Here is a 14,090-nt window from a genome sequence, read left to right on the forward strand (position 1 = left end):
CAAGGACGTACTTGCAGCGTGTCCCGCGATGGTGGGCGGGCAAGGACCCCGCAGCCAAGCAACAGATCATCCGTGATGCGGCGCAGGCTGATGCACCAACGATCGGCGCCGGGATTGGATTATCCCGTCGCCGGGCCTGCTTATCCCGCGCCGGATAGGCTTGTAAAAAACCCGCGCGACGCCATCCGTGAAGGTATGACTCCGCATCCAGTTGCCGCCGCCGACACCACCACCCAAGCTCGCCTGGATCGTTCCCGGGTCTTGCGTGCCTTCAATGTGAGCCTGGCCGCCGTGCTGCTGCTGGTGGCGGTGTTCACCACCCAGGGCATGTTCGACTGGCGCGCCTGGGCGGTGGCGCCGCTGCAGGCCGACGGCCTGCTCGGCATCCTCACCGCGCCGTTGCTGCATGGCTCGCTCGCGCATCTGGGCGCCAACGCCGCCGCCTTGCTGATCCTGGGCACGCTGGCAGGCAGCGTGTATCCGCGGGCCACCGCCATGGCGCTGCCATTGCTGTGGCTGGGCTCGGGGCTGGGCGCGTGGCTGCTGGGCGAGCCCGGCAGCCGGCATCTGGGCGCCAGCGGCGTGACCCACGGCCTGATGTTTCTGGTCTTCGTGCTGGGCCTGCTGCGCCGCGACCGCCCGGCGATCGCCACCAGCATGATCGCCTTCCTGTTCTACGGCGGCATGCTGATGACCATCCTGCCGCACGAAGCCGGCGTGTCCTGGCAATCGCATCTGGGTGGCGCGGTGGCCGGCCTGATCGCCGCGCTGCTATTGCGCCTGCGCGACCCACAACAGGCCAGGCCACGTTACAGCTGGGACGACGAGGACGAAGACGCCGCCTGGGAAGTGAGCAACCCCGAACGCGATGTGCTGGAACCGCCGCCGCCGCAACGCGTACCGGTGCTGTGGCAACGCCAGGAAGACGGCTCGCAGAACGTGGTGCTGCACTTCCCGCCACGCGAACGGCCACCTGAGACGTAGGAGCGCGCTTGCGCGCGATGGGGCGTTATCGGGAACGCTTCATCGCGCGCCAGCGCGCTCCTACAGACCGCATATGCGTCCAACGTTTAACGCGTCGCACGCTCGCTCAACGCACGCCGCGCCAAGCCGGGATCATCAGCAAAGAACGCATCAATACCGGCATCCAGATACGCCTTCAACTCGGCCAATGCGCCGGCTTCGTTACGTTCGGTCACCGCACCACTGCTGCGGTTGTTGGCGGCCAGGAAATAATTCTCCGGGCGAAAGGTATACGGCTGTACCTGCAGTCCTGCCGCGTGCGCGTCGTGCACCAGGCTGGTCGGCGTGCCCAGGCGTTGCTGCACATCCAGCGGAATGATGCTGCGAATGTCCGGGCCGATCGCATCGGCATAGCTGGCAACCTGCTTCAGTCCCTCGGGTGTGATCATCTGCGCGTAGGTGCGCGGTGCGCTGCCCACGCCCGCATCGGGCAGCGCCAGCTGCGCGCCGCCCAGCAACTGCAGCAAGCGAATAGTGCTGCTGCGCCCGATCTTGCCGCGCAGCTCACGCAGGTTGCCGGTCTCGAACGACTGGATCACCACAGGCGCGGTCTGCGTGTAGGCATGCGCACGCAGGCTCGCCAGCACCTTGTCTTCCATCGCCAGATTTAGCCCGCTGAAATAGCTCGGGTGCTTGATCTCCGGAATCAGCCCGATCGTGCGCCCGGTCGCTGCTGATTCGGCTGCGACAAAATCGATGATTTCGTCGAAGGTGACGATCTGAAACTGCCCATCCCAATGCGTGCCGCGCAACTGCGGCAACCGTTCGCGCGCACGCAAGGTCTTCAATTCGGCAAGAGTGAAGTCTTCGGTGAACCAGCCTTCCATCGATTGACCATCGATGGTCTTGCGGGTCTTGCGCGCGGCGAACTCCGGATGACTGGCCACGTCGGTGGTGCCGCCAATCTCGTTCTCGTGGCGCGCCACCAGCACGCCATCCTTGGTCGCCACCAGATCCGGCTCGACAAAATCGGCGCCATCGGCAATCGCCTTGGCGTACGAGGCCAGGGTGTGCTCCGGGCGCAACGCGCTGGCGCCACGGTGCGCAAAGATCTGCACCGTTTTCGCCAACGGCGCTTCTGCAACTGCGGGGCCGCTCACGCCGACCATCATCGCTCCCACCAACCAAAGACGACCGAACTGCATCATGCATCTCTCCAACGAAAAACAGCTAGCAGACCACCGCATGATCGCCAGGCGAGCATGGCCGACGAGCGATGCGGCATGTATGACTCTACATCCCGCTCCGCTGCATCGTCCCTCCCCGCCTGACAACCACGCGTGACGTCTTGTCAGTACTCTAGAACTGTTTACATCGACGGACATCGGCGTCGGCAGGCAACAGGAAGACCCGCTTTTGCGATTCCCCAATCCCGATTGCCGTCATCAGAACTTCGCATCCAGCGTCAGGAAGAACTGCCGCGGCGCGCTGGCATGGAACGCCAACTGCCGCCCGTTCGGGTCACTGTTGGCAAACGCGGTGAGATTGGACGCGTAACGCTTGTCGGTGAGGTTGGTGACATTGAACGAGAGCTTGAGCCCCTGCAGCACACCGACCTGGCCGAAGTCGTACCCGGCGCCGGCATCGAACGAGGTGTAGCCGCCAAAGCCCTGGTCGTTGGTGTAGGTATAGAAGCGCTCACCGGTGTACTTGCCGCGCAGGTTGACGTTCCAGTTCGCGTAATTGAAGGCAATTTCGCTGGCGAACATGCGCTTGGGCGTATCCACCGTGGTCTTGCCGGCGGTGGGAATGGTTACGCCGTTCTGCACGTAGTTGTCGTCGTAGGTAGAGCGGTTGATCGAGGCCGAGTTGTACCACTGCAGGTAGCTGGTCGGCTTCCAGATCACGGTCAGTTCGCCGCCACGGCTGCTCACCGAGCCCACGTTGAAGAAGCGCGTGGTGCAGGCCGGCGTGGTGCCCTGCTGGATGCTGGCGCACGGGTTGAGCGAGAGCAGGCGGTTGTCGAAGGTGACGTCGTAGCCCACCAGCGATGCCTCGAAGCGATCGCGCACGAAGCGGTAACCGGCTTCCAGCGTGCGCGACTTCTCCGGCTCCAGTGCACCGACGCTGGCATCGAACGAGGCCTGTGTCACCAGCAACGGACCACCGGCACCACCGCCCTGGAAGGCGGCGATATTTTCCGCATAGGAGGCAAACAGTTCCTGGCCCTCGGCAACGCGATAGCCCAGCCCGATCTGCGGCAGCACCGACTCGCTGGCCTTGAGCGAGCCGGTCGCCACCGGTGCTTCCACTGCCACGCCCGACGTTTCGCGCGCGGTCATTTCGGTGCTCGGGCTCTTGATGCCCAGGTCCAGGCTCAGACGCTCGTCGAGGAACTTGAAGTTGCCCTGCACATAGAACTGCCGGGTGGTGATCACGTAATTCTGCGAGAACAGGCGGCGGTTGGGGTTCTGCAGGAACTTGTCGTCGCTGACCGGGCCGGTGATCCAGTAGAAATTACGCTCCACATCATGGTGATTGCGCTCGTACCACAGGCCAGCTTCCAGGTGATGCGGGCCCAGTTCCCAACCGAGCGAGGCGATGCCGCCGGTGCGGTTGATCCAGTAATTGGTGCTGCGGATGGAGATCGGCAATGCCTGCGGCGTGCCCGGATTCGATGCCTGGCCCGGCGACCACCAGTGGCCTTGGCCCTTGTTCTCATGGTGATACACCTGCGTATGCAGGCTGATCGCATCGTTGGGCTGGAAGTCGCCGGCCACATAGAACAGGTCGTCGTCGCGCAACGCACGGCTCTGGTAATACGCATCATCGATGTTGTCGACGCCACCACTGAAACCGCAGCGCGCCGCATTGCGCGTGGCCGGCGCGCAATACGCTGCGGCCAAGGCGCGGTTCCAGTCCGGCGCGTACAGGTTCCAGTCCCAGCCCAGACCACGTGCCATACCGCTCTTGGACAGGTACGAATAGTCAGCCTGCGAGGTCCGTGAGGTGTCCGCGAACGCGGTCAGCTTGCCACCATCGAACTGATACACACCCTTCGCGTTGAACTGCCGCGTGGTGGTCGGCGATTCCGGGCGCGCCCACATGTCCGCTTCGGCGTTGATACCCGACAGATACGCAGAAAACCCGTTGTAATCGCCGGTATCCACGCGCAGGAAGGTGCGACGATTGGCATCGGACCCCACCGTCTGCGACACCTGCCCGCCAAACACGCTGGACGGGTCGGCCGAGTAGTACTGGATGGTGCCGCCCAGGTTGCTGGTGGAGGCCGTGCCCAACGCACCGATGCCCGAGGCCAGCTCCACGCCGCCGAAGTTTTCTGCGATCAGCGCACGGCTGATGTTGAGGCCGTTGTAGTTGCCGTAGGCGTTGTCGCCCAGCGGCAGGCCGTCGAGCGTGTAGCCCAGGCGCGTGCCATTGAAGCCGCGCAGGCTGATCGTCTGCGATTCTTCGTTGGCCCCGAACGCATCGTTGGATTGCACGTTCACGCCCGGCATGCGGTTGAGCAGCTTCTGGATGCTGGTGCCGGGCGGCAACACCGGGATGTCCTGCTGGGTGATGCGCTGCACCTGGCGTGTTTCGCCCTGGCCGATCACCGACACCGCATCGAGCTGCTGCACGGTGGCCGAGCTGGCGGAGGCATCGGCAGACACGGCGCCAGCTGCATCGGCGGCATGCGCGGCTGGCGACAGCACGAGCGCGGTGAACACGGCAGCACTTAGGAGATGGATCTTGGGCATGAGCGGCACGGGGGATGAGTCAAAAGATGACGGCAAGCGTGCGACAGCTGTCTTGCGCCGATGCGACGCACAGATGACAGTGCGGCGACAACCGCTGCGCCCGCCGCGCCACCACTGCGTTGCGCTGGCATGCGGCTGTCACCTGCACGTCGTAATCTGCAGACTCTTCCGTTGTGCTGCCTGAAGGATCCGCCTCATGTCGTACCGTCTTCCTCGGCCTTTCCACCGGACGTTGGCAGGCCTCGCCGCCATCGCCCTGCTGGCCGGCAGTGGCGGCATGGCGCGTGCGCGGCAAGCGGCGACACCGGCGGATTCGGTGCTCGCCACCGACGCGCGTGGCTACCTCGATAAGGACCAGCTACCCGACAGTCTGCGCTTGGTGCCGCCCCCGCCGCAGGACGGCAGCGCTGCACTCGCCAACGACGAGGCCGTCGCCAAGGCCATGCTGGCGTTGCGCGGTACCCCACGCTGGGACCTGGCAGCGCAGGACGCGGTGCTGGGTTTCCCCGCTGCGGCCAGCCATTTCAGCTGCGCGCTCGGCGTACAGATCGACCCGGCCAGCACCCCGCATCTGCTGCGCCTGCTCGAGCGCAGCATGCGCGATGCCAGCACCAGCACCAGCGCCGCCAAGGCACGCTACCAACGCCCGCGCCCGTTCATGCGCAACGACCAACCGATGTGCACCCCCGCCGACGACGCGGCCCTGCGCAAGAACGGCTCCTACCCCTCCGGCCACACCGCCATCGGTTGGACCTGGGGCCTGATCCTGTCGGAAATCGCCCCCGCCCACCGCGATGCCCTGCTCGCCCGCGGCCGCGCCTTCGGCGACAGCCGCCTGGTCTGCAATGTGCACTGGCAAAGCGATGTCATCCAGGGCCGCATGCTGGGCGCCGCTACCGTCGCTGCGCTGCACGACAACCCGGCATTCGAAAAGGACCTGATCGCCGCCCGTCGCGAGATCGAAAAGGCGCAGGCGAAACAGGCGGCTGCATCTACGGTGGCCGCGTGCAATGCGGAAAGCCAAGCGCTGCAGACGGCGCTGCCTGGTGTGATGTAGCCAGCGCCGCAACGTCGGCTCAATGGCCGGCGCCCCTTGCCGGGCGTATGTGCGGGCCTGGTTGCAACGCTTTTACGGTGCCGGTGCGCTCTGAGCATGCTGCTTCAACAACGCAGTGAGCATGCTCATAGCATTCGAACAGCTGCAGGTAGTGCATCGGCAACTGGCGCGCTCGCGTTTGCCCGCGTCATGGGTTCGGGTGCGTGACTGCCGCGTCGTTGGCTCATACCGATTCCCTCGATCCATTCGGCTTGTCCCGCGCATCTGCGCCCTTGGGCACAACAGCCATCCTGTAGCTGCTGATTGCGGCCAACAGTCACTCCATCGGTACTGAGCCACAGTGGCCAACCGACACCTCAGATCAGCTGCAGCATACGCCGTGCCGCGCTGGTCGCCCGTAGCCACCGACGCTCTCCGTCCGGCTGTAAACCCGCACATACCCCTGCTCAGGAATGAGCGACTCGCTACCGCGATAGCCCCCGGCCTGCCCACAGCGGAGGACGACTGGCAATAGTGCCTTCGCTTACACGAGTTTGCCCGGCGATACCCGGCCCGAAAGCGCTGTTTCACAAGAAAGTTCCCAACTGGTGACATCTCCGTAAATCCTAGGTTAATCTTCAGACAGCCTTCAGGAATATGACAGCCGTTCAGCTTGCTGTCGCTTGAAGCGCACCTCCCCTCAGCTGCTGCAGGGCAGTCGAGTCCCACGTTTCGAAGTCGTTGTGCGTAATTCATCAGGAGAGAGAGGAATGACGCGTCCAGGAGTTCGTAGTTCGTTGTCCAGGAATATCACGCGCAGTGCCTTGAGCCTCGCCCTGGGCATGTGTGTGGCAGGTGGCGTGCAGGCACAGAGCTCGGTGGGTTCCATCTTCGGTAGCGGGCAGCCAGGCAGCACCATTGCCATTCAGAGCCCGCAGACCGGTGTCACCCGTTCGGTCACCGCCGCGTCCGACGGCAGATTCAGCTTCAACCAGCTACCGCCGGGCAAATACGTGGTCACCGCCGACGGGGTGACGCGCGAAGTCGAGGTCAAGGTCGGTAGCGGCTCGCAGGTCGTGTTCGGAAGCAACGCCACAACGCTGGACAGGGTCAACGTGATCGGCACCGGCGCGCTCAATCCCATCGATGTCTCGTCGGTTGAATCCACCACGGTCTTCACCGCCGAGCAGATGATTGCATTGCCGGTAGCCAGCGATGTGTCTTCGGTTGCACTGTTGGCGCCAGGTGCGGTACGAGGCGACAGCGGCCTGGGTGCTGGCAACCTCGCATCGTTCGGCGGCTCGTCGGTGGCCGAGAACGGCTATTACATCAACGGCTTCGACGTGACCAACATGCGCACGTTCCTGTCGTTTGCCAATGTGCCGTTCCAGGGCATCGGGCAGTTGCAGGTCAAGACCGGTGGCTATGGCGCCGAGTATGGCCGCTCCCTGGGCGGCATCGTCAGCATCGTGACCAAGTCCGGCTCCAATGATTGGCATTACGGCGCCAGCGTGGAATGGGCGCCGGACTGGGGCGCGGCAGCAGGTAAGAACGTCCGCGAACGCGACCCAGACGCGTCGGACCCGCTGTACCAGTACCGCAGCGACGATCAGTTCGACAGCACCATTTACTCTGCGTATGCCAGCGGCCCCATCATCAAAGACAGGCTGTTCTTCTTCGCCATGGTGGAGGGGCGCAGCGAGACTGAAGACAACTTCTACGCGTTGACGAGCCGGCAGGTTCGCGATGACACGCCGCAAGGCCTGGTCAAGCTCGATTGGTACATCAACGACAGCAATCTGGTCGAATTCACCGGCATCTACAACCAAGCCAAGACCAAGTACCGCACTTACGAATACAACCTCGATGCCAACGGCGATAACCGTTACAACGTCGGCAGGCACGAGTCGCCGATCGAAAGCTATGAGATGGAAAACGGCGGCAAGGTCGGCATCCTCAAGTACACCGGCTACTTCACCGACAACTTCACCTTGTCGGCGCAGTACGGCTATCTGAGCAACCTGATCGACTCGCGCCTGCCGGCCAATCCGGCTGGCGGCGAGTGCCCGTGGGCTTACAGCTTTGGACTAACCACCAGCACGGTGGATCGCTACATCGGTTGCAACCCGGGAACGATTTCGACCATCGCCGATCTGAATGCCGAGCCGGACGAAGACATCCGCAAGGCCTTCCGCGTCGATGGCGAGTGGGTGCTGGGCGATCACCGGTTGCGCTTCGGTGTCGATCAGGAAAACTACGAATCCAGCCATCGTGGCCAGACCTATGCTGGCGGCATCAATTGGGCCTATTACCTGGTCCCCAATAATTCGGTTGCCACCGGCGCATTTGCCGGACGTCCGGGCCGCACCGTGAACGGTCAGCTGGTGCCGCGCGGCGCACTGTATGCACGCTCGCGCGTCTATCAAACCAGCAGCTCCAGCTACGAAAACACCAACAGCGCTTTCTATCTTGAAGACAATTGGCAGATCAGCGAGGACTTCCTCGCGGTGCTCGGATTGCGTGGCGAAAAATTCGAGAACAAGAATGGCGATGGTATCGCCTGGGTGGAGTCGGACTACAAGCTCGCCCCGCGACTTGGTTTTTCGTGGGACGTGCTGGGCGATTCCAGCCTGAAGCTGTTCGGCACCGCAGGCCGTTACTACATCCCCGTCGCAACCAACTCGAGTATTCGTGCAACGGGCGCAGAATCGACCGTGTCCAACTGGTACTTCGTCAATGGCTGGAGCGAGGCCGACGGCCGGCCGGTTGGCCAGGGTGCGCAGATCGGCGCTACCCAGACCAACGGCTCGCTAGTTGCGCCAAACCCGGCATCGGTTGCATCCACCAATCTCTCGCCGATGTATCAGGACGAAGTCATTCTCGGTGGGCAGTTGCAGTTGACCGAGAACTGGATGGCAGGCGTGCGCATGATTCGCCGCGAGGTGAAGTCGGGCATGGACGATACCTGCACCACCAATCCCTGGATCGATTGGGCCGCCGATAACGGCTATCCCGATTTCGATCCGGGTTCGGTGCCGAGCTGCTACTTCCTTAACCCAGGCAGCGATGTCACGCTTAATGTCGACTTGAATGGCGATGGCGAAGTGGAACTGGCAACCCTGCCGGCATCGTATCTCGGTCTTCCGGAGTATCGACGCATCCATACCGCACTGGAATTCTTCTGGGAGCGCACCGGCGAGAAATTCAACTTCCAGGGCTCATACACGTTTGCCAGAACGCGAGGCAATGTTGAGGGCTACGTCAATTCCACATTGGAACAGGAAGATCCGGGCCTGACGCAGGACTTCGATCACCGTCTGTTTACCGATGGCACCTATGGCCCGACGCCAAACGATCGTCAGCACACCCTCAAGCTGTTCGGTGCCTATAACCTCACGCCGGAATGGCAGTTCGGCGGGAACCTGGTGTTGCAGTCCGGTCGTCCGGTCAATTGCCAGGGCTACATCCCGCTGGACGACATTCCGCAGCCTGACCAGGGCAACCTCAGCGGTTACAGCGGTTCGAGCTTTTATTGCTTGAACGCTGAAGGCACCCGCGTGTTACGGCAGCGCGGCGATGAAGGGCGTACGCCGTGGACCTGGACCTTCGATCTGGCGGCTGCATACATCCCCAACTGGGCCGACAACAAGCTGCGCATCAAGCTCGACGTGTTTAATCTGTTCAATAACGACCGCGTCACCGAGTACAACGAGTTCAGTGAAGCATCCCGCGATGTGATCAGCCCCAACTATTTGAATGACGGCAATTATCAGACGCCGCGCTCGTTCCGGCTGACCGCACGTTACGACTTCTGATGGCTTGATTGCACATCGGCTCCATCAACACCGGCCTCGAAAGAGGCCGGTGTCCTTTGCGCCAGCCGTTGCGGATCGCTCATCGCGAGCACGCTGCACGGCACCGCATCACTTCCCGATACAAAAACTCGAAAAGATCTTACCCAGCAATTCATCGGCGCTCAGCTTGCCGGTGATCTCGCCCAGTGCCGCATGCGCCAGGCGGAGTTCTTCGGCGGCCAGTTCGAGCTGCTCGAAACCCAGCTCAAGGTCGGCGGCGTCCGCGTGGTGTTCGGCGCGGCGTAGCGCTTCCACATGGCGGGTGCGTGCGGAGAACTCGCCGTCCACGCTGTCGGTTGCGTCGCCCAGCGCGAGCTCGCGCAAGCGGACGTGCAACTGCTCCAGTCCCTGCCCGGTCACCGCCGATACCGCGACCGCATCGCGGTCGAGCGCTGCGGGTTCGGCCAGCAGGTCGCATTTGTTGTGGATCCACAGCCGGCGTGGCACTGCATCGATGGCATCGCCAATCGCATCGCGTGCGGCCTGCGGGTCGCGTGCGTCCAGCACCACCAGCGCCAGATCGGCGCGTTCAAGTTCGGCGCGGGCGCGGCGCATGCCTTCGCGCTCGATCGCATCGCCGCCCTCGCGCAGGCCGGCAGTGTCGACCAGGGTCAGCTCGAAGCCATCGAGCTGGATGGCCTCGTGCAAGGTGTCGCGTGTCGTGCCGGCGACGTCGGTGACGATGGCGCGGTCGCTGCCGGCCAGCGCGTTGAGGAGCGAACTCTTACCGGCGTTGGGCGGGCCGATCAGCACCGCATGCAAACCGTCGCGCAGCTTGCGCCCGCGCTCTGCGTCACGCAGCAGTTGCGCCAGCAGTGCGCGTGTCTGGGTCAACTCCTGACGCACTTGCGATCCACCCAGCGTGTCCAGCGGCTCATCGGCGAAATCGATCGCCGCTTCGACATGGATGCGCAGACGCGTCAGGCTCTCGCTCACCGCATCCACACGCCGCGAGAACACGCCATCGAGCGAACGCCGCGCTGCGCGGGCCGCACGCAGATCACTGGCGGCGATGAGATCGGCAATCGCTTCGGCCTGCGCCAGGTCGAGTTTGCCGTTGAGAAACGCGCGTTCGCTGAACTCGCCTGCGCGCGCCTGGCGGGCGCCCGCTGCGATGCAACGCGCCACCATCTGGCGCAGCAGCACCGGGCTGCCGTGGCCCTGCAGCTCCACCACGTCTTCGCCGGTAAAGCTGTGCGGCGCCCGGAACCACACCGCGATGCCATCGTCGATCACCTCGCCCTGCGCATCGCAAAAGCGTGCGTAACGCGCGTGCCGCGGTTGCAGGCCGGCAACGCCCAGCGCTGCGGCGATCTGCACCGATTGCGGGCCTGACAACCGCACGATCCCGATGCCGCCGACCCCGGCCGCACTGGCGATGGCAACGATGGTGGATGTAGCTGAGGACATGGGGCGCTGGCTCCAACCTGGATTGCAAAAGAATAAGCGCGGCTCTCAGAACCGCGCGGTAGCGGGCGACGATGCACTGCGGGCGCGTGCGTCGCGCCGAACTGCATGTGCGTTCGACACGCGTGTTTCTTCGGGCACCTGTATGCCGCTCCTCAGCGTCGCAGGATCAAGGCGACCGCAGCGGCACGCGCCTGCACAGCGCCGCTGCTTGCGGTTGCAGCTCCACAGACGTGGAGTACGCCCTGCGCAACCTGGCGCGATCGCCGGCTACGGCACAGGCAGCGCCAACAGTGCGATAGACCATCGCGCACGAGGGACCGGTTCTAAGGGTGTTTCCTGCCAACATGCCACTTCGGCATGTGGTTGCTGGCAGTCCACACAACCGGATTGCGGCGCTGGCGCGTACAACCGCTGGCCCGCATGCAGAAAGCCCGCCTTGCGGCGGGCCTTCTTCGATTACTTGGCGTTGGCCTGGATGATCTTGCTCGGCTTCTCGCCGTGCTGGCGAATCATCCACCACTGGATCAGCAGACCCAGGCCGCCGTTGACCACCCAATACAGCACCAGACCGGCCGGCATGAAGGCCATCATGACGCCGAACACCAGCGGCATGAACTGCATCATCTTGGCCTGCATCGGGTCCATGCCCGGGGTGGGGGTCAGCTTCTGCGTGGCCCACATGATCGCGATGTTGAGCACCGGCAGGATGAAATACGGGTCGCGTGCAGTCAGATCCTGGATCCAGCCCAACCACGGCGCCTGGCGCAGTTCCACCGACTCCACCAGCACCCAGTACAGCGCGAAGAAGATCGGCATCTGGATCAGCAGCGGCAGGCAGCCGCCCATCGGGTTGATCTTTTCCTTCTTGAACAGCTCCATCGTCGCCTGCTGATACTTGACGCGATCGTCGCCGTAGCGCTCCTTCAGCTGCGCCAGGCGCGGCTGGAAGCGGCGCATCTTGGCGCCGGACTTGTACTGCGCTGCCGACAGCGGATACAGCGCCAGACGCAGCAGCACCACCAGGCCGATGATGGCCCAGCCCCAGTTGTGCAGGAAGCTGTGCAGGTGGCTCAGCACCCAGAACAGGCCCTGGCCGATGATGGCCATGATCGAGAAGCGGCTGTAGTCGACCACGCGGTCCAGGCCCTTCACGTCTTCCTTGGCGATCAGGCTGACCAGCTTCGGGCCCACCCACAGGCGTGCCTCGGTGGTCGCGGTCTGGCCCGGCGCCACGGTGAAGGCCGGTCCACGCAGTTCGGCCACGTCACGCGGGCCGTCCTGGGCCAGCACGTACAGCGAGGCCTGGTCCTTTTGCGGAATCCATGCGGTGAAGAAGTGGTGCTGCAGCAGCGCCACCCAGCCGCCGGTGATCTGGCGATTGAGGCCACCGTCGTCCATGTAGTCCTTGAACGCGCGACGCTCGTAACCTTCCTGCGGGCTGTACCAGGTCGCCCCGTTGAAGCTGAAGGAGTCCGGGTTGGTCATGCCGCGGCTGAGGATGGTCGGCACCCGGCTCAGCTTGCGGAACACATAGCCGTTCCACGGCGCGCCGCTCTTGTTGATCACTTCATCCTTGATCGAGATCGCATAGCGGCCACGTTCCAGGGTGAAGGTGCGGCGGATCGACACGCCGTTGGGGCCATTCCACACGAACGGCACCACCAGGGTATTCTGGCCCTTGGCCAGTTCGAACGCGGTGCCCGGCTGCTCGGCGCGGAAGCCGCCCACGCCCGGCACCGGAGAATGCTCGCTGGCCCAGCCGCTAGTGGCGTTATACGGGTGCGCCGGATCTTCAGTCAGCAGGCTGACCGGCGCGGTGCCGTCCTTGGTCTGCGGGAACTGCAGCAGTTCGGCATCGAGCACGCTGCGGCCATCCAGCTTCAGGCGCAGCACGTCCGAGGTCAGGGTCACCACCGGTGCAGCGCCGGCAGCCGCCGGCGTCGCGGCAGTGCTGCTGGTCGCCACCACCGTACCCGGCGCGCCGGCCTGCGGAATGGCCTGGGCAGCGGGCACATTAGCGGCGCTCGGCGCTGCCGCATCCAGATCACGCGCGGCCGGGACCGATTGCGTGGCCGCCGCAACAGGCGCATTGGCAGCTGCCTTGTCCTTGCCCCACTCCATCCACAGCAGCGCCGCGACCATCAGCCAGGCAAAAATCAGGAAAACACGGGTCTGGTTCATCGGGCAGCAACTCGCTCAGTCGGAACTACAGTTCCGGCTCTGTCGGGGAAAGGGAGGATGGATACATCGTCCTGGCGGGCGGCATTGTGCCGGGCGCAGCAGGCAGGGGCAATGCGCCGGCGCGGCGCAGCAGACGCAGGAAGGCGTCGCGAATCTGTGGATTGGTCGCCTTCGCCGCTGCCGAGCGCGCCACGATGACGTAATCGCCGCCGGCCAGCTCGGGCAACAGGTGACGCATGGCATCGCGCAGCACGCGTTTGATGCGATTGCGGCCAACCGCACGCGTATCGACCTTGCGCGACACCGCCATGCCCAGGCGCGGCGGCGTATCGCCAGTCCGCCAGTGCAGGCTGAGCAGCGGGTCCGAGGTGCGACGTGCGGTATCGAAGACAACCGTATATTGCGCACGCGTACGAACCCGCGCAGAGCGAGGAAATCGCCTGCACGGGTTCGATGCGTTCACGGTAGGACTTGCCTCGGCCGCAGAGAGCGGCGCGGCAATCAAGCGCTCAGGCGCTTGCGGCCCTTGGCGCGGCGGCGAGCCAGGATCTTGCGGCCGTCGGCGGTTGCCATACGTGCGCGGAAACCATGGTCGCGTGCTCGCTTGAGGTTGCTGGGTTGGAAAGTACGCTTGGTGGCCATGGGGCCCTCTGCATGAATGGAGACGAATAGAACCGGAAATTCTATAGGACCTCTACAGCCCGGGTCAACTCCCTGCACATCATGCCGATGAGGGGCTTGCATGCATCCTGTGGATGGACCTGTGAATAAGTCTGGGAAAAGCCTGCCCGCGGTGCTAGTCTGGCCCATCCTCTTTTTCACTTCCGGGCTGCGTGCACGGCGCCTTGCTGCGCGCCGCAGCCAGCAACTGATGATCACACTTTG

9 protein-coding genes are annotated in these 14,090 nt (G+C 64.0%); 3 read left to right on the forward strand and 6 right to left on the reverse strand.

Annotation, left to right across the window (positions count from 1 at the left end; all coding sequences use genetic code 11):
• The first annotated feature begins 195 nt into the window (after nucleotides 1–195).
• Nucleotides 196–984 (forward strand): rhomboid family intramembrane serine protease, encoded by a 789-nt coding sequence (locus tag ACCQ12_RS20515; RefSeq protein WP_372382606.1) that lies wholly within the window; start codon nucleotides 196–198, stop codon nucleotides 982–984.
• Between the two features lie 86 nt (nucleotides 985–1,070).
• Here ACCQ12_RS20515 and ACCQ12_RS20520 read toward each other — a convergent pair whose 3' ends face one another.
• Nucleotides 1,071–2,171 carry a glycerophosphodiester phosphodiesterase gene (locus ACCQ12_RS20520; RefSeq protein ID WP_372382607.1) on the reverse strand — a complete coding sequence of 367 codons (1,101 nt, stop codon included), beginning with the start codon at nucleotides 2,169–2,171 and terminating at the stop codon, nucleotides 1,071–1,073.
• 237 nt (nucleotides 2,172–2,408) lie between these two features.
• Nucleotides 2,409–4,724 carry a TonB-dependent receptor gene (locus ACCQ12_RS20525; RefSeq protein WP_372382608.1) on the reverse strand — a complete coding sequence of 772 codons (2,316 nt, stop codon included), beginning with the start codon at nucleotides 4,722–4,724 and terminating at the stop codon, nucleotides 2,409–2,411.
• A gap of 196 nt (nucleotides 4,725–4,920) precedes the next feature.
• Between ACCQ12_RS20525 and ACCQ12_RS20530 the strand changes: the two genes are divergently transcribed.
• A complete protein-coding gene (locus ACCQ12_RS20530; RefSeq protein ID WP_372382609.1) occupies nucleotides 4,921–5,781 on the forward strand; it encodes an acid phosphatase in 861 nt (286 codons plus the stop codon).
• Between the two features lie 776 nt (nucleotides 5,782–6,557).
• Nucleotides 6,558–9,575 (forward strand): TonB-dependent receptor, encoded by a 3,018-nt coding sequence (locus ACCQ12_RS20535; RefSeq protein ID WP_233549018.1) that lies wholly within the window; start codon nucleotides 6,558–6,560, stop codon nucleotides 9,573–9,575.
• 108 nt (nucleotides 9,576–9,683) lie between these two features.
• On the opposite strand, the gene mnmE is transcribed toward ACCQ12_RS20535, so the two are convergent.
• The 4 genes from mnmE to rpmH all read right to left on the reverse strand — a co-directional run bounded on the left by mnmE (nucleotide 9,684) and on the right by rpmH (nucleotide 13,847).
• Nucleotides 9,684–11,024 (reverse strand): tRNA uridine-5-carboxymethylaminomethyl(34) synthesis GTPase MnmE, encoded by a 1,341-nt coding sequence (gene mnmE / locus ACCQ12_RS20540; RefSeq protein ID WP_372382610.1) that lies wholly within the window; start codon nucleotides 11,022–11,024, stop codon nucleotides 9,684–9,686.
• A 456-nt stretch (nucleotides 11,025–11,480) separates the two neighbouring features.
• Nucleotides 11,481–13,205 carry a membrane protein insertase YidC gene (yidC, locus tag ACCQ12_RS20545; RefSeq protein WP_372382611.1) on the reverse strand — a complete coding sequence of 575 codons (1,725 nt, stop codon included), beginning with the start codon at nucleotides 13,203–13,205 and terminating at the stop codon, nucleotides 11,481–11,483.
• Nucleotides 13,206–13,230: 25 nt separating this feature from the next.
• Nucleotides 13,231–13,668 carry a ribonuclease P protein component gene (gene rnpA / locus ACCQ12_RS20550; RefSeq protein ID WP_372383675.1) on the reverse strand — a complete coding sequence of 146 codons (438 nt, stop codon included), beginning with the start codon at nucleotides 13,666–13,668 and terminating at the stop codon, nucleotides 13,231–13,233.
• Between the two features lie 38 nt (nucleotides 13,669–13,706).
• Nucleotides 13,707–13,847 (reverse strand): 50S ribosomal protein L34, encoded by a 141-nt coding sequence (gene rpmH, locus ACCQ12_RS20555; RefSeq protein ID WP_002805908.1) that lies wholly within the window; start codon nucleotides 13,845–13,847, stop codon nucleotides 13,707–13,709.
• Nucleotides 13,848–14,090: the final 243 nt, after the last annotated feature.

Source organism: Xanthomonas sp. NCPPB 1068 (genome assembly GCF_041479385.2).
Lineage (GTDB): Bacteria > Pseudomonadota > Gammaproteobacteria > Xanthomonadales > Xanthomonadaceae > Xanthomonas > Xanthomonas cannabis.

Excerpts from the sequence above, each read along its gene's own strand:
- ACCQ12_RS20515 (WP_372382606.1), top strand. The coding sequence starts at position 196 with ATGACTCCGCATCCAGTTGCCGCCGCCGACACCACCACCCAAGCTCGC.
- ACCQ12_RS20520 (WP_372382607.1), bottom strand. The coding sequence starts at position 2,171 with ATGATGCAGTTCGGTCGTCTTTGGTTGGTGGGAGCGATGATGGTCGGC.
- ACCQ12_RS20525 (WP_372382608.1), bottom strand. The coding sequence starts at position 4,724 with ATGCCCAAGATCCATCTCCTAAGTGCTGCCGTGTTCACCGCGCTCGTG.
- ACCQ12_RS20530 (WP_372382609.1), top strand. The coding sequence starts at position 4,921 with ATGTCGTACCGTCTTCCTCGGCCTTTCCACCGGACGTTGGCAGGCCTC.
- mnmE (WP_372382610.1), bottom strand. The coding sequence starts at position 11,024 with ATGTCCTCAGCTACATCCACCATCGTTGCCATCGCCAGTGCGGCCGGG.
- yidC (WP_372382611.1), bottom strand. The coding sequence starts at position 13,205 with ATGAACCAGACCCGTGTTTTCCTGATTTTTGCCTGGCTGATGGTCGCG.
- rpmH (WP_002805908.1), bottom strand. The coding sequence starts at position 13,847 with ATGGCCACCAAGCGTACTTTCCAACCCAGCAACCTCAAGCGAGCACGC.